The organism is Microbispora sp. H10670, from assembly GCF_014161385.1.
Classification (GTDB): Bacteria; Actinomycetota; Actinomycetes; order Streptosporangiales; family Streptosporangiaceae; genus Microbispora; species Microbispora triticiradicis.
This window is the reverse complement of sequence record NZ_JABBWW010000020.1, coordinates 122,729-146,972: the sequence shown is the minus strand read 5'-3', so window position 1 is coordinate 146,972 and position 24,244 is coordinate 122,729. Positions and strand designations below refer to the sequence as shown.

General features: G+C 71.0%; 23 protein-coding genes. 10 read left to right on the top strand and 13 right to left on the bottom strand.

Features of this window, described 5'->3' with window-relative positions; all coding sequences use genetic code 11:
• Positions 1-39 precede the first annotated feature (39 nt).
• Genes HHX33_RS25445 through HHX33_RS25430 form a run of 4 tightly spaced genes read right to left on the bottom strand, consistent with a single transcriptional unit; the run spans position 40 to position 5,377 of the window.
• A complete protein-coding gene (locus HHX33_RS25445; protein WP_117408971.1) occupies positions 40-1,407 on the bottom strand; it encodes an ABC transporter substrate-binding protein in 1,368 nt (455 codons plus the stop codon).
• A 49-nt stretch (positions 1,408-1,456) separates the two neighbouring features.
• Positions 1,457-2,347, bottom strand: a complete 891-nt coding sequence (locus HHX33_RS25440) for a carbohydrate ABC transporter permease (RefSeq protein WP_182876805.1) — start codon at positions 2,345-2,347, stop codon at positions 1,457-1,459.
• Between the two features lie 10 nt (positions 2,348-2,357).
• Positions 2,358-3,299, bottom strand: coding sequence for a carbohydrate ABC transporter permease (locus tag HHX33_RS25435; RefSeq protein WP_220502176.1), 942 nt, complete (start codon positions 3,297-3,299; stop codon positions 2,358-2,360).
• Positions 3,300-3,304: 5 nt separating this feature from the next.
• The gene (locus tag HHX33_RS25430; RefSeq protein ID WP_310741524.1) at positions 3,305-5,377 is read right to left on the bottom strand and encodes an alpha-galactosidase; all 2,073 of its coding nucleotides are present in this window, start codon (positions 5,375-5,377) and stop codon (positions 3,305-3,307) included.
• Between the two features lie 408 nt (positions 5,378-5,785).
• On the opposite strand from HHX33_RS25430, the gene HHX33_RS25425 reads away from it, so the two are divergent.
• Complete coding sequence (locus HHX33_RS25425; RefSeq protein ID WP_310741523.1) at positions 5,786-6,841, top strand: LacI family DNA-binding transcriptional regulator; 1,056 nt, start codon at positions 5,786-5,788, stop codon at positions 6,839-6,841.
• 227 nt (positions 6,842-7,068) lie between these two features.
• Here the strand turns inward: HHX33_RS25425 and HHX33_RS25420 are convergent, their stop codons facing one another.
• Positions 7,069-8,217, bottom strand: a complete 1,149-nt coding sequence (locus HHX33_RS25420; protein ID WP_182876827.1) for a TetR/AcrR family transcriptional regulator — start codon at positions 8,215-8,217, stop codon at positions 7,069-7,071.
• Positions 8,218-8,322: 105 nt separating this feature from the next.
• Between HHX33_RS25420 and HHX33_RS25415 the strand changes: the two genes are divergently transcribed.
• The 5 genes from HHX33_RS25415 (at position 8,323) to HHX33_RS25395 (ending at position 11,622) form a co-directional block, all read left to right on the top strand.
• The gene (locus tag HHX33_RS25415) at positions 8,323-9,522 is read left to right on the top strand and encodes a cytochrome P450 family protein (protein WP_182876803.1); all 1,200 of its coding nucleotides are present in this window, start codon (positions 8,323-8,325) and stop codon (positions 9,520-9,522) included.
• A gap of 118 nt (positions 9,523-9,640) precedes the next feature.
• A complete protein-coding gene (locus HHX33_RS25410) occupies positions 9,641-9,964 on the top strand; it encodes a DMT family transporter (protein ID WP_138460682.1) in 324 nt (107 codons plus the stop codon).
• Positions 9,965-10,060: 96 nt separating this feature from the next.
• Complete coding sequence (locus HHX33_RS25405; protein ID WP_117409618.1) at positions 10,061-10,705, top strand: TetR/AcrR family transcriptional regulator; 645 nt, start codon at positions 10,061-10,063, stop codon at positions 10,703-10,705.
• Positions 10,702-11,019 (top strand): DUF952 domain-containing protein, encoded by a 318-nt coding sequence (locus tag HHX33_RS25400; protein ID WP_182876802.1) that lies wholly within the window; start codon positions 10,702-10,704, stop codon positions 11,017-11,019. Before HHX33_RS25405 ends, HHX33_RS25400 begins: the two co-directional genes overlap by 4 nt.
• A 204-nt stretch (positions 11,020-11,223) precedes the next feature.
• The gene (locus tag HHX33_RS25395; RefSeq protein ID WP_117409620.1) at positions 11,224-11,622 is read left to right on the top strand and encodes a VOC family protein; all 399 of its coding nucleotides are present in this window, start codon (positions 11,224-11,226) and stop codon (positions 11,620-11,622) included.
• A gap of 119 nt (positions 11,623-11,741) precedes the next feature.
• Here the strand turns inward: HHX33_RS25395 and HHX33_RS25390 are convergent, their stop codons facing one another.
• The 3 genes from HHX33_RS25390 to HHX33_RS25380 all read right to left on the bottom strand — a co-directional run bounded on the left by HHX33_RS25390 (position 11,742) and on the right by HHX33_RS25380 (position 15,193).
• Positions 11,742-12,452: a helix-turn-helix domain-containing protein gene (locus HHX33_RS25390; RefSeq protein WP_182876801.1), complete on the bottom strand. Its 711-nt coding sequence runs from the start codon at positions 12,450-12,452 to the stop codon at positions 11,742-11,744.
• A 98-nt stretch (positions 12,453-12,550) separates the two neighbouring features.
• On the bottom strand, positions 12,551-13,999 hold the full coding sequence (argG, locus tag HHX33_RS25385; protein ID WP_117409622.1) for an argininosuccinate synthase: 1,449 nt from the start codon (positions 13,997-13,999) through the stop codon (positions 12,551-12,553).
• Positions 14,000-14,164: 165 nt separating this feature from the next.
• Positions 14,165-15,193, bottom strand: coding sequence for an NAD-dependent epimerase/dehydratase family protein (locus HHX33_RS25380; RefSeq protein ID WP_182876800.1), 1,029 nt, complete (start codon positions 15,191-15,193; stop codon positions 14,165-14,167).
• Positions 15,194-15,277: 84 nt separating this feature from the next.
• Between HHX33_RS25380 and HHX33_RS25375 the strand changes: the two genes are divergently transcribed.
• Positions 15,278-15,748: a MarR family winged helix-turn-helix transcriptional regulator gene (locus HHX33_RS25375; RefSeq protein WP_117409624.1), complete on the top strand. Its 471-nt coding sequence runs from the start codon at positions 15,278-15,280 to the stop codon at positions 15,746-15,748.
• Between the two features lie 73 nt (positions 15,749-15,821).
• Here HHX33_RS25375 and HHX33_RS25370 read toward each other — a convergent pair whose 3' ends face one another.
• Genes HHX33_RS25370 through HHX33_RS25360 form a run of 3 tightly spaced genes read right to left on the bottom strand, consistent with a single transcriptional unit; the run spans position 15,822 to position 18,332 of the window.
• On the bottom strand, positions 15,822-16,622 hold the full coding sequence (locus HHX33_RS25370; protein WP_117409625.1) for an ABC transporter permease: 801 nt from the start codon (positions 16,620-16,622) through the stop codon (positions 15,822-15,824).
• The gene (locus HHX33_RS25365; RefSeq protein ID WP_182876799.1) at positions 16,622-17,395 is read right to left on the bottom strand and encodes an ABC transporter permease; all 774 of its coding nucleotides are present in this window, start codon (positions 17,393-17,395) and stop codon (positions 16,622-16,624) included. The genes HHX33_RS25370 and HHX33_RS25365 overlap by 1 nt, the downstream gene beginning before the upstream one ends.
• 1 nt (position 17,396) lies before the next feature.
• On the bottom strand, positions 17,397-18,332 hold the full coding sequence (locus HHX33_RS25360; RefSeq protein ID WP_310738092.1) for an ABC transporter ATP-binding protein: 936 nt from the start codon (positions 18,330-18,332) through the stop codon (positions 17,397-17,399).
• A gap of 178 nt (positions 18,333-18,510) precedes the next feature.
• Here HHX33_RS25360 and HHX33_RS25355 point away from each other — a divergent pair, with 178 nt between their 5' ends.
• The gene (locus HHX33_RS25355; protein ID WP_138460676.1) at positions 18,511-18,960 is read left to right on the top strand and encodes a universal stress protein; all 450 of its coding nucleotides are present in this window, start codon (positions 18,511-18,513) and stop codon (positions 18,958-18,960) included.
• A gap of 30 nt (positions 18,961-18,990) precedes the next feature.
• Here HHX33_RS25355 and HHX33_RS25350 read toward each other — a convergent pair whose 3' ends face one another.
• The gene (locus tag HHX33_RS25350) at positions 18,991-19,728 is read right to left on the bottom strand and encodes an ATP-binding protein (protein ID WP_117409628.1); all 738 of its coding nucleotides are present in this window, start codon (positions 19,726-19,728) and stop codon (positions 18,991-18,993) included.
• A 225-nt stretch (positions 19,729-19,953) separates the two neighbouring features.
• Between HHX33_RS25350 and HHX33_RS25345 the strand changes: the two genes are divergently transcribed.
• Positions 19,954-20,349, top strand: a complete 396-nt coding sequence (locus HHX33_RS25345; RefSeq protein WP_138460674.1) for a DUF3224 domain-containing protein — start codon at positions 19,954-19,956, stop codon at positions 20,347-20,349.
• Between the two features lie 29 nt (positions 20,350-20,378).
• On the top strand, positions 20,379-21,479 hold the full coding sequence (locus HHX33_RS25340) for a diacylglycerol/lipid kinase family protein (RefSeq protein ID WP_182876798.1): 1,101 nt from the start codon (positions 20,379-20,381) through the stop codon (positions 21,477-21,479).
• 157 nt (positions 21,480-21,636) lie between these two features.
• Here the strand turns inward: HHX33_RS25340 and HHX33_RS25335 are convergent, their stop codons facing one another.
• A complete protein-coding gene (locus HHX33_RS25335; protein WP_182876797.1) occupies positions 21,637-23,901 on the bottom strand; it encodes a tetratricopeptide repeat protein in 2,265 nt (754 codons plus the stop codon).
• Positions 23,902-24,244: the final 343 nt, after the last annotated feature.

Here is a 24,244-nt window from a genome sequence, read left to right as displayed (position 1 = left end):
CGGGACTACTGGAACGCCGGGGCTACTGGAACGCCGGGGCTACTGGAACAGGGCGTTGACCTCGTCGTTGGCCTTGCTGAGCGAGGACGGCTCCGCCTCGAAGCTCAGCACCGCGTCCATCGCCGGGCCCATCACCGCACCGATGTCGCTGGCGTGGTCGGTGATCGGGAACAGCGACGTCGTGTTCTCGTGGATCTGCACGGTGAAGGCGCTGATGTCGATGCCCTTGGCCTTGAACTTCTCCTCGGCGACGGTGAGCGCCTCAGGGATCGCCGGGAAGACGACGGCCTTGTCGCCGACCGTCTTCTGGCAGTCCGCGGACGCCAGGTACTTGACCCACCGCCAGGCCTGGTCCTTGTGCTTGGTCCCGGCGTAGATGGAGTCGGCCAGGCCGTTGTAGATGGTGGCGCGCTTCCCGGAGGGGCCGACGGGCGTCGGCGCGGTGCCCACCTCGACCTTGTCGTAGCCGTAGTAGGTGTTGATCATCCACGAGCCGTTCGTGGACAGCGCGTACTTTCCGGCGCCGAAGCCGTCGTTGACGCTGGTGCCCGACCGGGCGATGGCCAGGCTCGGCATGTACCCCTTGTCGATCAGCCCGCGCCACCACGCGATGGTCTTCTGGAAACGCGGGTCGTCGTACTGGAACTTCGTGCCCCACGGGTTCTTGTCCGTGAACTGCCAGCCGGTGGACAGCGCGTACATGCTCCACATCTGCTGGCCGACACCGGCGCCGTTGTTCTCGTCCAGGCCCAGGCCGTAGACCTTGACGTTCTTCTTGTCGAAGCCCGCCTCGTCGCCGCGTTTGCCGTTCTTGTCGACGGTGAGGTGGGCGATGATCTTCTCGTAGGTGCCGCCGTCGTCGGGGTTCCAGGTGAGCGACTTCATCTGGTCCTCGGTGATGCCGGCGTCGTCGAGCATCTTCTTGTTGTAGAAGATCGCCACCGTGTCGAAGTCCTTCGGCAGGCCGTACCGCTTGCCGTCGGCCGACACCCACAGGTCGGCGAGGCCGGGGGCGTAGACGTCGGTCTTGGTGCCGTCGGCCGCGACGAACTCGTCCAGCGGCAGGATCTGCTGCTTCGCCGCGAACTCGGGATAGTAGTTCAGGTGGTTGGTGAAGACGTCCGGCGCGTTGCCGGACACGAGGTTGGTCGTGAGGCCGGTCCAGTAGTCGGCCCAGCCGAACTGTGAGATCTTCACGGTGATCTCGGGGTTCGCGGCGTGGAACGCGTCGGCGCAGGCCTGGTAGGCCGGCAACTGGTTGGAGTCCCACAGCCAGTAGCTGATCTCGGTCTTCTCCGGGGCCTGGGCGCTCCCGCTCCCGCCGCCGCTGTCGTCCCCGCTGCCGCACCCGGCCAGGGCCAGCGGAAGTATCGTCGCGACAGCGGCGAGGCGCGTTATCCGTCTCATGCCAGATCTCCTTGCTGCGGTGGGGGGATGAGGGTGGTTCAGGGAGGGATCACTTGATCCCGGAGAACTGGATGGAGTTGACGATCCATCGTCCGAAAACGGTGAAGAGCGCGATGACCGGCAACGCGGCCAGCAGCGTCGCGGCCATGAGCCCGGACCAGTCCGGTCCGGCCTGCGGGCTCTGGGCGCGGAAGATGCCCAGGGCCACGGTGAGCACCCGGACGTCGTCCTCCTGTCCTACGAGCAGTGGCCAGAAGTACTCGTTCCAGGCTCCGATGTAGACCAGCAGGGAGATGGTGGCGATCGGCGCCGAACTCATCGGCACGATCAGCCGGAAGAAGATGTGCGCGTGTCCCGCGCCGTCCACGATCGCCGCCTCCTCCACCTCCCTGCTGATGTTGAGGAAGAACTGCCGCAGGAAGAACACCGCGAAGGGCGTCATGAACAGGTACGGCAGCACGATCCCCGCGTACGTGTTGAGCAGCCCGAGCTGCTTGACGGTCACGAAGTTGGGCAGCGCGGTGAAGATCGGCGGGATCATCAGCGCGGTGAGGAAGACGAAGAAGACCTTCTCCCGTCCGGGCCAGCGCAGCCGGGCGAACGCGTACGCCGCCATGGCGCTGAAGAACACCTGGCAGACCGTGATGACGGCCGAGGTGACCACCGAGTTCGCCAGGTACCGCCAGAAGTCGATCTTCGCGCCGGAGCCGCCCTCCGCGGTGGCCTCCGCCAGCGTCGCGATGCCCAGGACCCGCTTGAACGCGCCGAACGTGAAGTCCGTCGGCATGAGCGAACCCGGGTTCGCGAAGAGGGTCCGGTTGTTGGACAGGGAGATGCGCAGCATCCAGTAGAACGGCAGCAGCGTGATCAGGATGAACAGCACGAGGATCGCCCAGGCCGCCGTCCGCCGCGGGCTCGGCCGTCTCAGTGTGTGGCTCATGGCCCGCCTCTCAGTCCAGGTCCGAGTCGCCGGCGCGGAGCAGCTTGAGCTGGAGCAGCGCGAGGCCGGCGAGAATCGCGAACAGGGCGACGCAGACGGCGGCGGCGTAACCGAAGTTGAAGCGCTGGAACGCCTGCTCGTAGATGTAGTAGTAGATGACCCGGGTCGCGTTGATCGGCCCGCCCTTGGTGGTGACCGCCACCGTGTCGAAGATCTGGAACGATCCGATGACGGTCAGCACGAGCACCAGCGCCAGGACGGGACGCAGCAGCGGCATCGTGATCCGCCAGAACATCGTCGCCTCGGAGGCGCCGTCGGTCGCCGCCGCCTCGTACACGGTCTTCGGGATGGCCTGCAGGCCCGCGAAGATCAGCAGCGCGGTGTAGCCCACGTGCCGCCAGACGTTGACCAGCGCGATGGTCGGGATCGCCGTGCTCGTCTCCCCGAAGAAGGCCACCGGGTCGAGGCCGATCCACTCCAGCGCCTGGTTCACGATGCCGAGCTGAGCGTCGAGCATCGTGTACCAGATCAGTGCGACCACCACGTTGGCGACCAGGTACGGCAGCAGCAGCACGCCCCGGATCAGCCCGGAGCGGGTCAGCCGGTGCATCAGCACGGCCAGGCCGAGGGCGGCGATCGTCTGCACCCCGATGTTGACGACGACGTACTCGACCGTGACCTTGAGCGCGTTCCAGAACAGGCGGTCGCCGAGCAGGCGCCGGTAGTTGCCGAGCCCGGCCCATTCGGGTGGCGCGAGCAGGCTGTAGTCGGTGAAGCTGAGGTACGCGGTCCGCAGCGCCGGCCACAGGTAGAAGGCGGCGAAGCCGACCGCCGCGGGCAGGAGGAAGACCATCGCGACGGGCAGGTCGCCCGCGCGGCGCCGGGGCCGCGGCGCGGGCGCGCCGGGCCGCGGCTCCGCCGTGCCGCTCTGCCGTCCGATGCCGGTCCTCATGACGGTCACGCCTTCGTGACGTGCAGCAGGAGCAGCTGCTCGGGGTGGAGCGGCGGGGCGGACAGGCCGACCTCCGCCAGCATCCGGCCGGTGACCACGACGCCCTCGGCCAGCCACGGGTTCGGGGCCACCGCGGTGGTGCCCGGACTGTCGCCCGGGGCCAGCGGACGCACGCGGTAACGCCGATGCGGGTCGAGTCCGGGGATGCGGACCCGTCCGGGCTGGGTGCGGGCGCCGGTGGTCATCGCCACCACCGAGAACAGCGCCTGGTCGCGGTCCGCCGACACGATTCCGTGCAGCCACAGCGCCGGGTCGGGATGGTCGGCCCGTACGACGAACCCGCGGTGCAGCCAGCCGCGCATCCGCTTGTAGAGCTGCACCCACCGCCGCAGCTCCGCGCGTTCCTCCCCGGAGGCCGCGGTCAGGTCCCACTCGATGCCGAAGTGGCCGAACAGCGCGGTGCCGGCCCGCAGCGCGAGGCTCTGCGTACGTCCGGTGGTGTGCGCGCGCGCCGACCCCACGTGGGAACCGATCAGCTCGGGCGGCAGGAGCAACGCCGTCCACCGCTGGATCGCCTGCCGCTCTATGCCGTCGATGCAGTCGCTGGCCCAGACGCGATCGGTGCGCTCGAGGATGCCGAGGTCCACCCGGGCGCCGCCCGACGAGCACGACTCGATCTCCAGCCCGGGGTGGCGCGCCCGCAGCTCGTCCATGAGGCGGTAGACCGCCCTGGTCTGCTCGTGCACTCCCGCGTCGACGAGATCGCGGTTGTGGTCCCACTTCAGGAACGCGATCCGGTACTCGCGCACGAGCGCGTCCAGCCGCTCCAGGATGTACTCGTAGGCCTCCCGCCGGCGCAGGTCGAGCACCTGCTGATGACGGGACGGCGGGGGCTGCCGGCATTCGGTCGCCATGATCCAGTCGGGGTGCGCGCGGGCCAGGTCCGAGTCGGGGTTGACCATCTCGGGCTCGACCCACAGGCCGAAGTCCATGCCCCGCGCCCGTACGCGCTCGACGAGCGGGTGCAGCCCCTCCGGCCAGCGCGCCTCGTCGACGAACCAGTCGCCCAGCCCGGCCCGATCGTCGCGGCGGCCCCGGAACCAGCCGTCGTCGAGCACGAACCGCTCGGCCCCGACCTCGGCGGCCGCGTCGACCAGCGCCGTGAGCCGGCCCAGGTCGTGGTCGAAGTAGACCGCCTCCCAGGTGTTGACGATGACCGGTCGCCGGCCGCCCCGCCCGCTCCGCACCAGGCGATGGAATCGGGCGGCCATCTCGTCGAGGCCGTCGCCGTGGGCGGCGTACACCCACGGGGTCTCGTACGACGCGCCGGGCGCGAGCCGGACCTCGCCGCTCTGCAGCAGCTCGCCGCCCCCGACGACCGAATCCCCGGTGGGCAGCCGCTCGGCGTACGTCCGGTGGTTGCCGCTCCATCCGACGTGGACGCCCCACACCTGGCCGGACCGGAACCCGAACCCCTTCTCGCCCGCGACCAGGACGAACGACGCGTCCGAACCGGTGCGCCCGCGCCGCCCGTCGCGAACATGGGCGCCGGCCGAGAACGCGCGTCGCTGGGGGTCCCGCTCCCGGCTCCAGCGGCCGGTGAAGTCGAGCAGCTCGGTCGCCTCCGCCGGCACCGGCAGAGCCATCACCAGGCCGTCGAGCGTGTACCAGCGGGACGCGGTGTTGCGGAGCACGGCTCGCATGCGGAGCACGCCGACGGCCGTCAGGTCGAGGCGGAGTTCGAGGGACAGCCCGCAGCCGGCGTCCGACGCCAGGACGGCCACCTCGCCGCCCTCACCGGCGCCGCGGTCGTGGACGCCGACGTGCTCCGTCTCGAACAGCGGCGACCAGTGCCGGCCGTCGCGGTGGCCCAGGACACCGGGAAGGCCGAACCACCCCGTCGCCGGCTCCGGCACCACCGCCACCGAAGCGGGCGTGTCGAGCGAGTTCGGCACCGTCGCCGGGAGCGAGGCCAGCGCCAGCGCCGGAAGGTCGGCGTCCGACGCGTGCGGCAACGGGCGTCCCCAGTGCAGCACCCGTGGCAGCCGGGGGCCGCGGCAGTCGAGCACGAGGCTCACCCCGGACGCCTGGAGGTGGACGAAGCCGTCGGCTCCGCGCCCGGCCGGCCGCGCCGTGACCTCGTCGCCCGCACCGGGGGAGTGCGGATCTCCCGCGACAGCTTCCACGATTGCCACACCTACGTCCTTTTCATCCCGAATCAGGCGTGCATCAGCCGCCGAGAGCCTGGGCCCGGCTACATGTCTCGATGGGGTGGTGGAGTGTGTTTGCGCTCACATGTATCGTTCAATGGAGCCGAGAGTGACACGCCGTCCGTGTTACGTCAAGGTGTCCGTCCGCGGCCCGTTCGGGTGCTTACGGGGCGGCACGCGCACCGGTCCGCGCGACCCTCTCCGGGGCGTGCGGTGCGTGTTAGAGTCCGGAGGCATTCGATGGTCCGGGCGCCCGTGACACCATGAGTGGTGCGAATGTCAGACACAGCCGATCGGGGGAAAATGGCCGGCGCGAACGATCGTCACTCAGTCCGCCGCCCCAGCATCGACGATGTCGCAAAACTCGCCGGCGTATCACGGCAGACGGTCTCCAACGTCCTGAACGGCCGCAAGGATTACTTCTCGACACAGACGCAGACCCGCGTCGTGGCCGCGATGGAAGCGCTTTCATACAAGCCGAACCGCGCGGCCCAGACCCTGCGCTCCCGGCGGAGCATGCAAATCGGCTACCACATGTCCGGTGAGGAACTGGAGACGGTCAAAGGCTTCACCCTGAGTTTCCTCCAGGCGCTGATAAAGGCCGCGGCCCGTCGCGGTTACCAGATTCTGGTGTTCACCCATACCGACGAGGACCCCTTGTCCGTGTTCACCGAGCTGACCACCCGGGGCAACATCGACGCGCTGATCATCTCCGAGTCACAGGTGGACGACCCCCGCGTCCGGCTGCTGGCGCGAGGCACGCTGCCCTTCGTGTCCTTCGGCCGCCTCGCCCCCGGCCTTCCCCAGCAGTGGGTCGACATCGACAACGCCCACGGCATGGCCATGCTCATGGACCACCTGGTCGCGAAGGCATACGGCCGGTTCGCCTACGTGGGGGCCGAGGGCGACGAGTACTGGAAGCGCGAGCGGCTCCACGGCTTCCGGCGGGGCCTCGACCGCCATGGGCTCAAGGTGAGCGACGACGACGTCTTCGAGGGCTCCGGCGACGCGATCCGCGACCACGTACGCCGGATGCTGAGCCGGCGGCAGCGGCCCGACGCCATCGTCACCAGCAGCGACTCAATCGCCGCCGTCGTGGTGAACATCGGTCATTCCCTCGGCCTGCGGGCCGGCCGCGACATCGCGGTCACCGGCTTCGACGGCGGGGCGATGGGACTGATCACCGAACCGACCATCACGAGCGTACGGATTCCGCTGGAGAAGGTCGCCGCCGAACTGATCGACCGATGCCAGGCCGAAATCGACGCGGGGCCCACCGGACGCCCGGGAGTGCTGGTGCCGACCGAGATATTCCAGGGTGGAAGCGCCTGAGGAATCGCCCCGCTTTTCGATTCTCACGGGCCGGCCGCGGCGCTACCCCAGGCGAGGAGAAACCGCCGGAAGGACGGTCTTCCACGCGCGGACAATGGCAGTGGGCCATCGCGAACCAGGCGCCTCATTGCGGAGGACCGACGGCCGCGACTTTCCCTCCGCTCGAACGCGGTTCGATGTCGGACGATCGTGGGTGAGCGCGCGGGATCACGACGACGAGGCCGTCGTCAGGGACCCGCGGCGGAGGCGGCGGAGTGGCAGGCGCCGTGGCCGTCGGCGCGGGCCACCACCCGCCCGGCCCGCACCCGCACCGCCGTCTCGGTCCCGTCGCTCACCGCGGGCACCCCGGCCGCCGCCGCCACGGCCCCCCGCTCGTCGAACACCACCCCGAGACGTGGCCAGGCCGTCCGGGGGAAGGCCTCCCGCAGGCAGCCGCGCAGGTCGGCGACGACCAGCCGCACCAGCGGCCCCAGCTCACCGGGGTCACCGGTCACCAGCACGGCGGTCACCTCGTCCCCGGCCCGCGCGGCCCGCACCGCCTCCTCCACCGCGCCCAGGCGGTGCAGCCCGACGACCGCCACCACCCCGTCGCCGGAGAGCGGCGCGGGGCCGCCGCGCAGCGCGTCGGCCGCCGCCGGCGGCGCCCACGGCGCGTCCGCGGGCCGGGCAGGGGCCGCCCAGGGCAGATGCGGCGGGTCCCACCGGTCGCCGAGGTCGAGATCGGCCAGCCGCTCGCACGCGCTGACGACGTCGAACTCCTCCACGAAACCGGGAGCGGCGTCGGCCATCTGGCTCATGCCGTGCAGCGTCGTCAGCGCGACCTCCGCCACCCGCACCATGCGCCCGCCCCCGGCGGCCACCTCCTCCAGGGCGAGCCCGAGCAACACCCCGCTCAGCTTCATGAGCTGCGCGAACGGCTTCCTGATCCGCTCGTCGGCCATGATCTCCGGCATCAGGTCCATGCCGATCCTGCCCGGGCCGTCGGTCGCCAGGGGAAGCCGCGACACCCAGGCCCGGGCGAACGCGGCGAGGGCCCCGGCGGCCTGCGGCGCGCCGTCCCGGGCCGGGCCTCCGGCACCGAAGACCCCTCCGGGCACCCCGCCGTCCGGGGGAGCGCCCTCCCCGGCCAAGGCCCCGCCACGTGGGCCGGCGGCCGGGGGAGCGGCGCCCTCGGCGAGTTCGGCCAGCACCGCGAAGTACAGCGCCCGCTTGCCCGGGAAGTTCGAGTAGACCGCGCCCCGCGTCAGCCCGGCACGCTCGGCGATGGCGTCGATCTTGGCGTCGCGGAACCCTCGCTCGGCGAACTCGTCCCGCGCGGCGGTCAGCACCCTGGCCCGGTTGCGCGCCTGAAGCTCCACCCTGGACAGGCGTTCCATCACCCTCCTCGCCGCGACGGCCACGCGCTTGCCGGCCGCCGCCCACCAAGATACCGTCACCATCCAGATGACGTGAACATGTGGAATAAGCATCTGGAGTAGACGATGACCGACACCCTGCCCGAAATCGACCTGTCCCGCCCCGAGGTCCTCCGCGACCCCCTCACGGCGTACGGGCAGGCCCGCGAAAGCGGCCCGCTCGCGCGGCTGCTGATCCCCGGCTTCGGCCCCACCTACGCCCTGACCAGGTACGACGGAGCCAGGGCGATGCTCGGCGACGCCCGGTTCGAGCTCGACGCCACCAGCTACATGCGCCCCGAGGTCCCCGAGGACTGCCTGCCGTACATGCGGACCATGAGCGAGATGAACGGCGCGGAGCACGCCCGGCTGCGCAAGCTGGTCGCCCCGGCCTTCACCCCCCGCCGGGCCGCCGAGTTCCGGCCGCGGATCGCCGCCATCGTCGACGCGCTGCTCGACGAGCTTCCCGCGCACGCCGGGGGCGGGGAGACCGACCTGCTGCCCCACTTCGCCCGCCCGCTGCCGATGGACGTCATCTGCGCCCTCGTCGGCATCCCCGAGGAGGACCGCCCCCGCTGGCGCGAGTACGGCGCCACCGTCGCCGGGGCCGCCGGCGCGGACTTCGCGCGGGCCATCCCGGGCATCATGGCCGGTGCCAAGGCAGCCGTCGCCGCCCGCCGCGACCACCCCGACTCCGCGGGGGGCGAGCTGGTGGGCGACCTCGTCCGCGCCCAGGACGAGGACGGCGACCGGCTGAGCGACACCGAGATCGTCACCCTGGTGTGGCACCTGGTCATCGCCGGACAGACCCCGACCAACCTCATCGCCAACGCCGTGGCCGCCCTGCTGTCCCACCCCGATCAGCTCGCCGCCCTGCGCGCCGACCCCGCCCTCATGCCCCGCGCCGTCGAGGAGCTCACCCGCTGGTGCGGCCCCGCGCAGCTGGCGGTCCCGCGTCAGGCCCGCGGAGACGTCGAGCTGTACGGCACGACGGTGCCCCACGGCGCGAAGGTCACCGCCCTGATCTCCGCGGCCAACCGCGACCCGCGGGCGTTCGACGACCCCGACCGGCTCGACCTCGCCCGGGTGCCGGCCACCGGTCATCTGGGCTTCTCCCACGGCCCGCATTTCTGCCTCGGCGCCTCCATCGCCCGGGTGCAGACGCAGGTCGCGCTCACCGCGCTGCTGCGCCGGTTCCCCCGCATGGCCCTGGCCGCCCCGGCGGAGGAGCTGCAGGCCGTCGATCCCGGCACCCGCCGCCTGACCGCGCTGCCGGTGGCCCTGTAGGCGGACAGCCGGCCTCGGTCGGCATAGCTGGAGCACCTGCCCGGCAACCCCATGGCCAGGAAGAGCCCTCGCATCTAAAATTGGGACAAGCGTACCGCTTTGTCTGTGAGGTTCCTCCATGGCCTGGCTCCTGCTCGCCGCCGCGATCGCCTCGGAGGTCCTGGCCACCTCCGCGCTCAAACTCAGCGACGGCCTCACCCGCTGGGGCTGGACCATCGTCGTCGCCGCCGGATACCTCGCGTCGTTCATCCTGCTCGCCTGGGCGCTCAAGCTCCGCATGCCCGTCGGCATCGCGTACGCGGTGTGGGCGGGCACCGGAACCGCGGCGATCGCGCTGATCGGCGCGCTGTTCCTCGGCGAGCACATGAACCTGGTCAAGGTCGCGGGAATCACTCTGATCATCGCCGGGGTGGCCGTGCTCAACCTCTCCGGCGCACACTGATCGTTTGACCCCGGCGCCGGGGGCCGGTAAGGGTGGTCCGGACGGGTTCCGAGCTCCTCGGAGCCCGCACATTCCGGCGAGCCTCGCATTCCGACGATGCGCGCATCCGACAAGCCAGGGGAGGACCACGGCGTGCCCGAATCCCGCCAGGTCGCGCCCCGGCGACCGCAGCTGCGGGCCGTACGCCGCCGGGAGGCGCTGCTCGACGCGGCGGTCGACCTGCTCGGCGAGGGCGGCTTCGCCGCGGTGACCCACCGCGCGGTGGCCGGACGGGCCGGCCTCCCGCTCGCCGCCACCTCCTACTACTTCTCCTCCCGCGACCAGTTGCTGGCCGAGGCGTTCGCGCTGCTCGTCCGGCGCGAGCTCACCCGCATGCGCGCCGCCGTACGGCGTCCGGCGGGCGGTTCGGCCGCAGCGGTGGCCGAGGCCCTCACCGACGTGTACGCCGCGGACCGGCTGCGCGAGCTCGGCCTGTGGGAGCTGTACCTCCAGGCCGGCCGCGACCCGGCGTTGCAGGCCATCGCCCGCACCTGGACCGACGGCTGCGACGAGATCGTCGCCTCCGCGCTTCGCGGCGCGGGCTATCCCTGCGGTCGTTCCGAGGTCCGATTCGTCGCCGGGCTGCTGTCGGGCCTGTGGGTCGAGGACGTCGTCGAGGCCCGCCCCGACTCACGGGAACGCGCCCGGGACGCCGTCACCCGCGCACTGACCACACTCGAACCACCCGGAAGCCACCCATGATCCTTCACCTCGCGCTGGCCGCCGACTGGGACGCGGCCGTCGCCTCCGGCGAATACCGCGTCTCCACCCTCGGCCTGACCCTGGAGGAGGAGGGTTTCGTCCACGCCTGCTCGGACCTGACCCAGCTGCGTGGCGTGGCCGGCCGCTACTACGGCGCGGTCACCGAACCGCTGGTGGTGCTGGAGATCGACGAGGACCGGCTCGGCTGCCCGGTCAGGCTGGAGGTGCCCGAAGGCATGGAGGAGGCGTTCCCCCACATCTACGGGCCGGTCCCGGTGACCGCCGTCACCACCGTCACGCCCTTCACCCGATAAGCCCGCCTCTCACCGCGCCCCCATCACCGCGATCTGCGCGGTGGCGAGGCCAGGTCGACGTCCGCGCCAAGGTGCCCGGCCTCGCCCCGATACGGCGCGGCATGCCTCGGAGCGGCGTGATCACTTGAAGCGGTGGCGGCTCCCGGGGCGGCGTGTCCGATTCGTTCAAGACGCCGTGCCCGCCCGCCGCCTAACGTGACCGCCATGACACCCTCGTTCGACCTCATCGGCCTCGTCGTGGCCGACATGGCCGCGTCCCTGGCCTTCTACCGCCGGCTGGGCCTGAACATCCCGCTCTCGGCGGACACCGAGCCCCATGTCGAAGTGACCCTCGACGGAGGACTCCGCCTCGCCTGGGACACGGTCGACACCATCCGCTCCTTCGACCCCGCGTGGAATCCCGCCACGGGCGGCCCCCGGATGTCCCTCGCCTTCCGATGCGACGGGCCCGAGGAGGTCGACCGCCTGTACGGCGACCTGGTCCAGGCGGGCTACCCGGGGCACCTGCCGCCGTGGGACGCCTTCTGGGGGCAGCGTTACGCCGTCGTCCACGACCCTGACGGCAACGGGGTGGATCTCTTCGCGCCGCTTCCCGGCACCTGACGACGCGCCGCGCCCGGCGCTGACCACCCGTCCGCCCAGACGCCCCCTGAGAACGAGCCGCCGACGCGACCGTCGTCCCGGCCCGGCGGCCCGGCGGCGCGGGTCAGCGGGTCAGCGGGTCAGCGGGTCAGCTCGCCCAGGGTGGCACCGGTCAGCGACTTCACTTCCCGGGCGAGATGGGCCTGATCCGCGTATCCGGCCGCACCGGCCACGGCGACGTAGGGCATCCCCCGGCGGGCCAGGGCCAGCGCGTGGTTCATCCGGAGGATCCGGCCCAGCGTCTTCGGGCCGTATCCGAAGGCGTCCAGGCACCGGCGGTGCAGTTGCCGCGCCCCGAGCCCCGCACCGGCCGCGACCTCCGCGACAGGCAGGCCCGCGCGGACGCCGCCCACCACGGCAGAGATGAGCGCGGTGTCGGCCGGGCCCCCGGCCGCGCGGATCCGGCCCAGCGCCGCCTCTTCGAGCACCGCGCCGGGGTCGGCGGCCTCGGCCGCCCGCTCCGACAGCCGCCGCGCCTCGGCCTCCGGCCACACCTCGGCCAGCGGAACCCGCCGGTCACGCAACTCGCAGGCGGCCACGCCAAGAATCCCCGGTGCGGTGCCGGGACCGAAACGCAACCCCACATATCGGCTGCCCGCACGATCACGCACCAGGTGCGCCGCCGTGTCCGGACCGGCCACCACCAACGCGCCGTCCATCCAGATCAGATCCATGCAGCCGTCGGGCAGCACCCGCCGCACCGGCGGGGAACCTGACCCCGGAGGGGAGCCGGGGGCGTCCTGCCACCACAGCACCGCCGCCGGAACCCGCGCCCGCCTCTCCTCGTACACCCGCCTCCTCCGTAACCCCCCGTAATCATCGCCCTCACCCCGCCCGGCGCTGTCACCAGGGCCGGGCGGAGTGGGAGGGCGACAGGGACGGAGAAGGGTCAGTCGGTGCCGGCCTCCATGGCGGCGTGGTCGAGCAGTTCCTCGTCGGCCGAGACCTCGCCGCGCGAGGCGATGACCTCGGCCCCGCCCTCCGGCATCGCACCGATCAGCTCGGTCGAGGCCACGAGGGTGGCGCCGGTCAGCATCGGGTGCGGGGTGCCCACCATCCCGACCCTGGCGTACTGCTCCAGCTTCGCCCGCGAGTCGGCGATGTCCAGGTTGCGCATGGTCAGCTGGCCGATGCGGTCGACCGGGCCGAACGCGGAGTCCTCGGTGCGCTCCATGGACAGCTTGTCCGGGTGGTAGCTGAAGGCCGGCCCGGAGGTGTCCAGGACGGAGTAGTCCTCACCACGGCGCAGCCGCAGGGTCACCTCGCCGGTGATCGCGGTCCCGACCCAGCGCTGCAGCGACTCACGCAGCATCAGCCCCTGCGGGTCCAGCCAGCGGCCCTCGTACAGCAGCCTGCCCAGCCGCCGCCCCTCGACGTGGTAGCTGGCCAGGGTGTCCTCGTTGTGGATCGCGTTGACCAGCCGCTCGTACGCCGCGTGCAGCAGCGCCATGCCCGGCGCCTCGTAGATGCCCCGGCTCTTGGCCTCGATGATCCGGTTCTCTATCTGGTCGGACATGCCCAGGCCGTGCCGGCCGCCGATGGCGTTGGCCTCCAGCACCAGATCGACGGCGGAGGTGAACTCCTTGCCGTTGATCGTCACCGGCCGCCCCTGCTCGAAGCCGATCGTGACGTCCTCGGGAGCGATGTCGACGTCCGGGTCCCAGAACCGCACTCCCATGATGGGCTCGACGATCTCGACGCCCGTGTCCAGGTGCTCCAGCGACTTGGCCTCGTGGGTCGCGCCCCAGATGTTGGCGTCGGTCGAGTAGGCCTTCTCCACGCTGTCGCGGTAGGGCAGCCCGTGGGCCACCAGCCACTCGGACATCTCCTTGCGGCCGCCGAGCTCGTTGACGAAGTCGGCGTCCAGCCAGGGCTTGTAGATGCGCAGCGACGGGTTGGCGAGCAGGCCGTACCGGTAGAACCGCTCGATGTCGTTGCCCTTGAAGGTGGACCCGTCACCCCAGATCTGCACCCCGTCTTCGAGCATCGCCCGCACCAGCAGGGTGCCCGTGACCGCCCGCCCGAGCGGAGTGGTGTTGAAGTAGGTGCGCCCGCCGGAGCGGATGTGGAACGCCCCGCAGGCCAGGGCCGCAAGCCCCTCCTCCACGAGGGCGGCCCGGCAGTCGACCAGCCGGGCGACCTCCGCGCCGTACGCGGTGGCGCGCCCCGGCACCGAGGCGATGTCGGGCTCGTCGTACTGGCCGACGTCGGCGGTGTACGTGCAGGGCACCGCGCCCTTCTCGCGCATCCACGCGACCGCTACCGAGGTGTCGAGACCACCGGAGAAGGCGATGCCGACACGTTCGCCGGCAGGCAGGGAGGTGAGGACCTTGGACATGAGTAGAATATATACACCCCAGTGCATGGACATGCAATGTGGATCGGGGCCATGCCGAGCAAAACCATCAGGCCATGTGCCTCCCGCGCCCCACACCGTCTGCGGCGCGGCGTCGCGTGCGGAACCGCCGCGCCGCCGCCGTCCGGCTTGGTCCGGTTTGTGCCGTCAGCGGGGGTGACCGGCCCGCAGCCAGCTCACGTAGTCGGCCACGGCCCGGTCCAGACCGTATTCGGGGACGAATCCGGTGTCCTCCCGCAACCGCGTGACATCCAGATGAGCGTCGACGGCGGGTGATCCCGGGGAGCGCCCGGGCAGCAGGGCGGGCACGCCCCCCGGTACGACCCTGTCGACGGCGGCGGCCACCTCGTGGTTGGCGACGGCCCGGCCGCCGCCCACGTTGTAGGTGCGGTGGCGCAACGCCGGGGTCGTCTGCAACAGCGCGATCGCCCGCCCGCAGTCACGCGCGTAGCACATGTCGACGGAGTCCTCGGCGTGAACCGGTGGCACCCCGTCAACCGCCGAGCCTCCAGGAGTGGCGCCGGCGGGGGAGGCCGGGGCGAGGCCGCCCCGCACGGCCCCGGCGTCTCCCGCGCCGGACCTCGCCCCGGCGCGCACGGCCGCATGGACGAGACCGGGCGCGGCGAAGAAGGGAGAGGACGGCCTGCCCAGCGGACCCCAGATCGCGCCGATCCGCACGCTGACCACCTCCTGCCCGGACGAGGCGGCGACGTCGGCCACGATCTCGGCGATCTTCTTGCTCGCCGGGATCGGATGCGGACTCGCGACCGGCAACGGCGCGCCCTCCCGGTAGGAAGGGCCGTCGGCCCCGGCGTACACGCCGATCGTGCTGGCGACCACGACGCGGGCCACGCCCCACTCCAGCGCGGCACGCAGCACGGCGAACAGCCCCGCGGTGTTCGTCTGAACCTCCTCCAGCGGCGGCGACGCCCCCAGCCCCGAGGCGGCGAGGTGCACGACGCCCGTGATGCGGTGCCGCCGGCCCACCGCCAGCACACAGCCGGGGTCGGCGCAGTCGAGCGGCTCCATCACGGCGTGCCCGTCCGGCACCCCTCGCAGCAGGGCGGGCCGCGGTCCCGCCGACCGCTGCCCAAGCACGCACCGTTCGCCCAGGTCGAGCAGGGCTCGTACGACGTGCGCGCCGATGAACCCCCGACCCCCCGTCACCAGGATCACGCCGATCCCCCAATCTCATTAGCAGGCTATCGATCAATGTAGCGACGAAGTCGTTAGCATGCAAACAAATCGTAGGATCGACCCGTGACCGAAGTGCTGAGGCTGCTCACGCGAGCCCAGAAGCTGCTGCGTGCCGCGGCCGACGAGGCGATGAGCCGCCACGGCGTACGGATCGGCCAGAACCTCGTGCTGGAGGTCCTCTGGCAGACCGACGGCCTCACACCGGGGGAGCTGGCCGCCCGCCTTCAGGTCACCACACCGACCGTCGTCAACACCGCGACCCGGATGGAAGCCGCCGGCCTGCTGGTACGCCGCCGTGACCCCGCCGACGGCCGCCTCGTGCGACTGCATCTGACCCCCAGGGCCCGCGCGGCCGAACGCCCGATAGCCGAAGCGAGACGGCGGCTAGCCGAACACGCGACGGCGACCCTCACCGATGAGGAACGGCGTCACCTGCACAGCGCACTACAAAAGATCATCGACCAGATGACCGGCCCCACCCCGCCCCTCGATCCCGGCGAGCACACCCGCTCCACCGACCAAGGCGGCCCCTGACCGGCACCCCTCGTACGGGGAGCACACCTGCCACGTCGACGTCCGGGGGAGTTCCCCGGCCCCGACCCGTTGTTCACGCGCACAGCGTGCGCTCCAGACGCCGCGACGCGAACCAGACCCCCACGGCCGCCAGCACCGCCAGATACAGGGCGTGACCGAGCAGGCCCCACCCCGGCACCCCCATGCACAGGCCGCGCACCAGCTCGACCGCGTGATACAGGGGAGTGACCTGGATCAGCACCTCCACACCGACGGGATAATCCCGCACAGGCGAGAACGTCCCGGAGAACAGGAACAAGGCGAACTGACCCGTGCTGAGCAGGTCGAAGTCCTGCCAGCCGCGCATCAGCGTGCTGACCGCCATCCCCAGCCCGCCGAAGGCCAGCCCCACCAGCACCGTCGCCGGGAAGGCGGCCACCGCCCAGCCCGCCTCGGTCAGCCCCATCGCGACCATCACGACGAGGAAGATCGCCGTGTAGAGCGAACCCCGCACGATCGCCCACACCAGCTCACCGACCGCGACCTCCACCGGCCGGACCGGCGTCGCCAGCACCGCCTCGAACGTCTTCATGTACTTCAACTTGAAGAAAAAGTTGAACGTCGTCTCGGCCAGCGCGCCCGACATCGCCGACACCGCCAGCATCGCCGGGGCGACGAACGACGCGTACGACATGGTCCGGCCGTCCACCGTCAGCTCACCGATCAGCGCCCCCACACCGACACCGATCGACAGCAGATACAGCAACGGCTCGAAGAAACCCGACAGCAGCACGACCCAGTACGACGGCCCCGAGCGCAGCGCCCCCACATTGCGGTTGATCACAGCGCCCACCCGGCCGGGGGAGAGCCGGGAGACCACCAGAGTCGTCACCATCAGTCCTCCAGCCTCCCGCGGAACGCCCGCACCGCCAGCACGACCCCCACCACCGCCCACACCAGCAGATAACCTGCGTGCGCCCAGACCGGCCAGGCCGGAGCCCGCCCCAGCGTCGCCGCCCGGCACAGCTCCACCGCATGCCACAGGGGAGAGGCGTACGCCAGCAGCCGAAACCCCACCACGAGCTGCCCCACCGGGAAGAACACTCCCGAGAACAGCGCCGCCGGCAGCACGATCAACCGGAACAGCAGGGCGAAGTAGCTGTCCTGATCGATCGAGGCGGCGAACGCGGTCACCGGCGCCGCCACGGCCACCGTCACCAGGGCGCACACCAGCACGGTCACCGGCGCCCACGGGGAGTGCAGCCCCCCGAAGAACACCACCACGACCAGGAACGCCAGCACCGTCACCGTCACCCGGAAGACCAGGTAGAGCAGGTGACCACGGACCATGTCCGCCACGTTCACCGGAGTCGCCCGCATCGCGTGGTACGCCCGGACCCACTTGAAGTCCCCGAGCACCGCGTAGGTCGACTCGCCCACCGCGATCTGGAAGGCCGTCGACGCGAGCACACCCGGCACGATCCACGACAGGTAGTCGACCCCCTGCACGGAACCGACGTAGCCGCCCACCCCGATGCCGATGCTCAGCAGGAACAGCACCGGCATGACGAACGACGAGAACACCGACGCCTGCCACAGCCGCCGATACAGGGTCAGGTGCCGCTCCAGCACCGCGAAGGTCGGATGAACGGACCGCGTGAGCGCCATCTCAGTCGACCAGCGTCCGGCCCGTCAGGTGAAGGAACACATCCTCCAGCGTCGACCTCCGCACCAGCACGCTGGACGGCTCCAGCCCGCGCCGCTGCACCTCCGCAAGCGCCGCGTCCCCGTCGTCCACGTACACCAGCACCCGATCCGGCAGCGGATCCACCCGCTTGCCGACCCCCTCAAGCGCGGCGGCGTGCCCCGCGACGCCCTCCAGTCCGTCGGGGAAACGCAGCTCCACCACCTCCGCGGTCGAGTACGTCTCGATCAGCGACCGCGGCGACCCCTCGGCCACGATCCTCCCGCCGTCCATCACCACCAGCCGGTCGCACAACTGCTCGGCCTCGTCCATGTAGTGCGTGGTGAGCACCAGCGTCGCGCCCCGCTGCTTCAGCCGGAACAACCGCTCCCACAGCAGATGACGCGCCTGCGGGTCCAGCCCCGTCGTCGGCTCGTCCAGCAGCACCAGGTCGGGCTCGTTCACCATCGCCCGCGCGATGGTCAGCCGCCGCTTCATTCCCCCCGACAGCGGCTCGACCTTCCCGTTCGCGCGATCCGAGAGCTGCACGAACTCCAGAAGCTCGTCCGCCCGCCTGCGGCTCTCCGCCCGCGACAACCCGAAATACCTGGCGTACGTCACCAGGTTCTCCCGCACCGTCAGATCGGGATCGAGGTTGTCGAGCTGCGGGCACACCCCCAGCCGCGCCCGGATCCGCGGCCCGTCCCGCACCGCGTCCATCCCCAGGATGCGCAGCTCCCCGGCGGTCGGCACCGACACGCACCCGATCATGCGCATCGTCGAGGACTTCCCGGCCCCGTTGGGACCCAGGAACCCGAACGCCTCGCCCGGCGCCACCTCCAGGTCGATCCCGTCGACGGCGGTGAAGTCTCCGAAGCGTTTGACCAGGCCACGCGCCACGATCAGAGGTTGGTCAGCCACGATCCGAGACCCTAACCAACGGCCCCGACATTTCCGCAACAGGTTATCGGCGCCCCCGCCACCACCCCGAGCCGTCCCCGTCTCCCAGGCGGTCTCCCAGGCGGTCTCCCAGGCGGTCTCCCAAGCGGGGACGCAGGCCCCCGCACGCGTGCTCCGCGCAGGTCGTACGCTGACGTGCGTGAGCACGTTCGAACTGGGCACCGACGGCCCGCGGGTCATCCTCGTCGGCATCGACGGCTCCGACACCTCGCTCCGCGCCGCCGCCTACGCCTGGGGACTGGCCCGCCGCCAGGGCTCCCACGTCGTGCTCGTCCACGTGACCGACCCCGGCATGATCAGCACGATGATGCCCACCGCCTCCGCGTCCGTCGTCGAGGCAGGGGAGCAGGTCGCCGCCGAGCTCCGCGAACAGGTGGAGCACTACGCCCGGACCCTCCACTCCCACGTCGGCTACACCTTCCGCACTGAGTACGGCGACGCCGCCGGAGCCCTCGCCAAGATCGCCGACGAGATCAGGGCGGACGCGGTCGTCGTGGGCGCCTCGACCCAGGCCGGGCACCGCTTCATCGGCTCGGTCGCGCTCCGCCTGGTCCGCGCCGGCCGATGGCCCGTCACCGTCGTGCCCTGACCGCCCCGGCAACCATTATTTCAGCGCCGCTCAGCGGTGATCCGGGCCGGACACGTCGAGGGCGCGCAATCCCTCCAGCACCCGCAGCAGCGTCGCCTCGTCCGGGCCGTCCGCGAGCACTCCCACGGGATGACGCCGCTCCCGCCGCGGCAGCGCCCCGGCGGACCCCGCCACCGGCGCCAGCGCCGACGACACCCCGGACGCGAGGCCCGTCACGACCGCCGAGAACATCCCGGACGACGGCCCCCGCACCACGGCCGGGGGAGTGTCCTCCGGCAGGCCGAAGGCCACCGCATCGGCCGCCGCGATCGCCAGCTCGCACCACACGATCTTCCCCCGGTCCGGCGCCGTGTAGTGCCCCCAGCGCCGCGCCAGGCTCCCCACCAGCACCAGCCCCCGGCCGCTCTCGCCCGGCTCGCCCCCCGCGTCACCGCCGGGTACCGGCTCGTGCTCGCTGCCGTCCCACACCTCGATGAACAGACTGCGCGGCCCGGGAGCCTCCCGCACCCGCAACGCCACCGTACGCAGCGCGACCGGGAACATCGACGACGCCACGGGCGGGCTCACCACGGCGTCCGTCGCCCGCACCGCGTTCGTCACCAGCTCCGAGACGACCAGCTCCGCCGTGTCCGCCAGATGCCCGAGCTGCCACCCCCGCAGCTGGCACCGTACGAACGCGCGGGCCCGCCGCGGCGCGGTCGCGACCGACCCGAACACCCGGTACGCGACCCTGCGGCCTTCCCGCGCGGGGAAGGGGGAGGTCAGCATCCCGCGGAGCGGCCCTGGACGGACCGGTCTGCGGCGGACGGCGCGGCCACTGGGGGAGTAGGCATGTCTCCGATCATCCGTCATGCCCGGCGGTAAAGCGGGAGCCTTGACCGCATTCGTCGAACTTTCTCCGACTCCTCACTGAAAAGTCATCTCGGAAAGCCACCCCAGGAACTCGCCGCGTACCTGACAGAAGATGACAGGAACAACCGCCACCCTGGTCCCATGCACGCGCACGCCACCGGCACATTCGACGTCACCAGCTGGAACGACCTGGCCACCGAGGAGAAGCAGGGCGCCACGTTCGGCCGCAACCGCCTCACCAAGACCTTCCAGGGCGACCTCACCGGCACCAGCACCACCGAGATCCTGACCGTCGTCACCCCCGACGGCCCAGCCGCCTACGTCGGCGTCGAGCACGTCGAGGGCACCCTGCACGGACGCAAGGGCACCTTCGTCCTGCAGCACAGCGCCGCCAGCCACAACGGCGAACAGTGGATGAAGTGGCAGATCGTCCCCGCGACCGGCACCGGCGAACTGACCGGCCTCACAGGGGAGGGCACCATCCGCGTCGAGAACGGCCACCACTACACCCTCGACTACACCCTGCCCGAGGCCTAATCGGTCCCCGGCTGGGTAGCCGTGGACCCATGGTGAAATCCGCTGATCGGCAGCCCGCGGGCGCGGTCGCCGCGCCGGACCCGGCCGCCCCCGCGCCCGCCGCCCCCCGAACCGTGGCGCGCCGCACAGACACCTCCCGCGCCGAGCAGCCGGGCGCCGCCCGCACCGAGGCCCCCGCAACCGAGGCCCCCGCAACCGAGGCCCCCGCGACCAAGGACCTCGATACCAAAGCCTCACGTACCAAGGCCCCGCGCGTCGCGGTCATCGCGCACCGCAAGAAGACCATCGGCGGCGGCCTCGACGAACTGCGCAAGCTCATCACGGGCTACGAGGTCGAGGACCTGCTGTGGTACGAGGTCCCCAAGAGCAAGAAGGCCCCCAAGAAGGTCCGCCAGGCGCTCAAGGAAGGCGCCGAGCTGTTCTTCGTCTGGGGCGGCGACGGCACCGTGCAACGCTGCGTCGACGCCCTGGCCGGCAGCGACGCCGCCGTCGCCATCGTTCCCGCCGGGACCGCCAACCTGCTGGCCCGCAACCTCGAAATCCCCGAGGACCTGGCCGAGGCCGTACGGATCGGCTTCGAGGGCCGCCGCGCCAGGCTCGACCTCGGCAAGATCAACGGCGAGCACTTCGCGGTCATGGCGGGCGTCGGCCTGGACGCCGAGATGATCGCCGACGCCGACCGGGGCCTCAAGGACCGCCTCGGCCGCCTCGCCTACATCTGGACCGGCCTGCGGCACGTCGGCGGCTCCGTGACCCCGATGAAGGTCAAGGTCGACGGCAACGACTGGTTCGAGGGCGACGCCAGCTGCGTGCTCGTCGGCAACGTCGGCACCGTCACCGGGGGCATCGACGTCTTCGAGGACGCCCGCTACGACGACGGCTGGCTGGAGGTCGGCGTCTCCACGGCCGAAGGGCCCATCCAGTGGGCGCGCACGCTCGGCCGGATGAGCGCCGGCAACGCCGAGAAATCGCCCTTCGTCCGCATCACCCGCGCCAGGAAGGTGTCGGTCAAGCTGCAGACCCCCATGGCGTACGAACTCGATGGGGGAGCGCGCGACCGGGTCAAGCGCATCACGGTCAAGGTGGTGCCCGAGGCCGTCACCCTCTGCCTGCCCGACACCACCGGCTGACCCGGCGCTTCGACCCAGTCACCGTCCCGGCCGTCACCACGCACCACCTTTCCCGTACGGCCGGGACGGCACAGCCCTGTCACCCGCGCCCCGGCTCCGCACGCGAGCCGGGGGAGAAGGCGGCCCACCGCGGGCGACCGGCCCGGGCCCGGCTCGATCACCGGGATCCAGCCGAGTCTCCACAGGGAGGCAGGTCGTTCGCCGCGAGCAGAGCCTCCGCCGTCTCCTGGGTGTCGGGATGGTCAGGTCCCAACGCCTGCCTCCGGCTGTCCAGCACCTGTTCGAGCAGGTGCACCGCTGCGGCCTGCTGTCCCTGATCGAAGAGCAGCACGCCCCAGTGATGCAGGTTGCCCAGCGTCACCTCGTGACTCACGCCGAGCACTTCTTCCAACGGTCCCTGGACGTCGCGGTACGCGTCGGCGGCAGCGGCGAAGTCGCCGCGTACGTGCAGGAGACGCGCCAGGTTGTGGCGACTGATCAAGGTGTCCGGATATGTGCTGCCGAGGGTGCGTTCCTGCGCCACCAAGGTCCTACGCATGAGCAATTCGGCCGCGTCCAGGTCTCCGCTTTCGCGCAAGATGTCGGCCAGATTGAGGCCCGCGCGCAAGGTGTCGGGATGTTCCGGACCCAGAAGTCTCGTGCGCTCACGGAAATCCCTCTTCATGATGGACAGAGCTTCGCCGTGGCGCCCTTGCAGGGAGAGGACGATGGCCAGGTTGCCTCTCGTGTGGGCGGTCTCTCTATGGTGCCTTCCGAGAATCTTCTCGCGTTTGCGCAGGACGTCGCGGAGCAGGTGCTCCGATTCCCGATACAGGCCGCGGCACTGCAAGATGGTGGCCAGGTTGTGCTGCACGCCGACCACGATGGCCCCGCTCCGCTCAAGTTTGCCGGCGGCGGCGATGGCCACCTCGCCCAAACGTTCGGCCTCCTGCCAGGCGTTGCTCAGCCGCAGCATCGCGACCAACCGCGGCGCCAGTTCGAGCAGTCGCCGTTGGTCGCGTTTCGGTTGCGTGGCCGAGGTGCTGAGGAGCGCCTCGAAATGGGCGACCAACAGGCGCCAGACGGGCCAGTGGCCGGGGAGGCGGAAGTCCAGCGCCTCGGCCGCCGCAGTGAGCATGTGCAGAGCCGTGTTCCAGGAAGACCTGCTCCGTCGCCGGGGCGCAGGGGTCTGCCGGCGTATGGTCGTCGCGACCAGATCGTGCATCCTGATGCCCCGGGGTTCGGAAGGGGAGGACCAGTCGACGAGCCCCGTCCTGTCCAGGCCTTCCAGCGCGGCGGCATCTATGGCAGGCGTCCTCGAGCCTCGCCTGCCCCTGGCGGGGAGCTCCGCGCGGAGCATCTCCATCGGCACCACCTGACCGCCGGCGAGCTCGGCCAGCGTCCCCGCTGCCGCCCGGGCATGCTCGATCCCCTGGTCAGCGAGGGTACTCAGGGACAGCTCCCACGTGCGCGTGATCATGTGACGGTCGCTCGCCCCCTGCCGCACCGGCGTGACGGGCTGTTCGCGCACTGTGGACGCGAAGTCGCCGTACAAGGCGTCGAGGTACGCGCTGAAGGTCTGGTGCCGGCTGCTCTTCGCGCTGATGTGGATGCCGGCCAGGTGCAGCGCCAGCGGCAGTCCGAACAGGCGATGTCCCACCGCCAGCGCGGCGGCACGATCGTCGTCTCCTGGGACGAGGTCCATGAGAAGGTCGGCGGCGGCATCGGGGGAGAGCGGACCGAGAAGGTGCAGCTCGCACAGTCGCCCCCATGTTGCCGGTGCCCTGTCCCGGGACGTCACGACGACGAAGCAGTCCCGGCTGACCCGAATCCAGCCGGTCCCGTCCGCGACCTGGTCTCCGGCCATGGTCAGCACCGACTGGGGATCGTCGGCATTGTCGATTATCAGCAGACGGCCGCCGTCGACCGGCGTCCGCTCGATCGCGTTCCAGAAGAGATCCGCGGCGTTCCTGCGACCGGACATGGCCTCGCGAACGGCCGGTTCCGGCACGTTCAGCTCGTGCTGCGCGATGCCCAGCATGGAGGTCATGAAGGTCACGCGATCCGCACCGTTCACCCACCAGACCGCTGAGAACCGATTTCGCGAGTCCTCGGCGAGCTTCAGAGCCAGTGTCGTCTTTCCGACACCTCCCAATCCCACGATCACCTGGATTCTTCCGGACCCCGGCGTTATGGCGCGGCCCAGTCGGTCCAGGATTTCCGCGCGTCCGTGCACGTGCGACGGCAGGCGGCCCAAGGGCGGGTGGATCGAAGCCGCCGGAGGCTCCGCCACATGAGCCGAGTGATCTCTTTCGGCAGGGGCGGCGGCAGCTTTTTCGGTACGTTTTCGTGGTGATTCGATGCGCAACTGGATGAAACCGGCGACCACCGCAACGGGAATACCAACGATCGATGCAATGGCGCCTATGGCATCCCAATCCATACATCGATCGTAGGCGGATGGTGTTGTAAGCGCCTTCGGATCGCTCCGCATCTGGTAAGGAGGCAGAGATGGTCGATTCGGAGCCGACATGAAGGCCGGACTCGCGCCGGCGGCGCCGGGCAAGGGGAGCCGCCTGATCGTCGTCGTCCCTCTCGGGGGACGGCCCGATCTCGATTACTTGACATAATGTTCATTATCGAGCAACGAACCATCGGTGCGGGAAGGGGTTGATTGGGCCGGTTGCGCCAGCCGCATCCGTTCACCGTCTCCACGACGTCAGGCGAACGCCGACACTCGCCACAAACGGGAACACCGAACCCGGCACGACGAGTCTCACCGTCGT

Coding starts and splice junctions, on each gene's coding strand:
- HHX33_RS25445 (WP_117408971.1), bottom strand. CDS start 1,407: ATGAGACGGATAACGCGCCTCGCCGCTGTCGCGACGATACTTCCGCTG.
- HHX33_RS25405 (WP_117409618.1), top strand. CDS start 10,061: ATGCGCGCATCCGACAAGCCAGGGGAGGACCACGGCGTGCCCGAATCC.
- HHX33_RS25370 (WP_117409625.1), bottom strand. CDS start 16,622: ATGGTGACGACTCTGGTGGTCTCCCGGCTCTCCCCCGGCCGGGTGGGC.
- HHX33_RS25350 (WP_117409628.1), bottom strand. CDS start 19,728: ATGCTGACCTCCCCCTTCCCCGCGCGGGAAGGCCGCAGGGTCGCGTAC.
- HHX33_RS25415 (WP_182876803.1), top strand. CDS start 8,323: ATGACCGACACCCTGCCCGAAATCGACCTGTCCCGCCCCGAGGTCCTC.
- HHX33_RS25425 (WP_310741523.1), top strand. CDS start 5,786: ATGTCAGACACAGCCGATCGGGGGAAAATGGCCGGCGCGAACGATCGT.
- HHX33_RS25400 (WP_182876802.1), top strand. CDS start 10,702: ATGATCCTTCACCTCGCGCTGGCCGCCGACTGGGACGCGGCCGTCGCC.
- HHX33_RS25365 (WP_182876799.1), bottom strand. CDS start 17,395: ATGGCGCTCACGCGGTCCGTTCATCCGACCTTCGCGGTGCTGGAGCGG.
- HHX33_RS25340 (WP_182876798.1), top strand. CDS start 20,379: ATGGTGAAATCCGCTGATCGGCAGCCCGCGGGCGCGGTCGCCGCGCCG.
- HHX33_RS25345 (WP_138460674.1), top strand. CDS start 19,954: ATGCACGCGCACGCCACCGGCACATTCGACGTCACCAGCTGGAACGAC.
- HHX33_RS25335 (WP_182876797.1), bottom strand. CDS start 23,901: ATGGATTGGGATGCCATAGGCGCCATTGCATCGATCGTTGGTATTCCC.
- HHX33_RS25420 (WP_182876827.1), bottom strand. CDS start 8,217: ATGGAACGCCTGTCCAGGGTGGAGCTTCAGGCGCGCAACCGGGCCAGG.
- HHX33_RS25395 (WP_117409620.1), top strand. CDS start 11,224: ATGACACCCTCGTTCGACCTCATCGGCCTCGTCGTGGCCGACATGGCC.
- HHX33_RS25440 (WP_182876805.1), bottom strand. CDS start 2,347: ATGAGCCACACACTGAGACGGCCGAGCCCGCGGCGGACGGCGGCCTGG.
- HHX33_RS25435 (WP_220502176.1), bottom strand. CDS start 3,299: ATGAGGACCGGCATCGGACGGCAGAGCGGCACGGCGGAGCCGCGGCCC.
- HHX33_RS25410 (WP_138460682.1), top strand. CDS start 9,641: ATGGCCTGGCTCCTGCTCGCCGCCGCGATCGCCTCGGAGGTCCTGGCC.
- argG (WP_117409622.1), bottom strand. CDS start 13,999: ATGTCCAAGGTCCTCACCTCCCTGCCTGCCGGCGAACGTGTCGGCATC.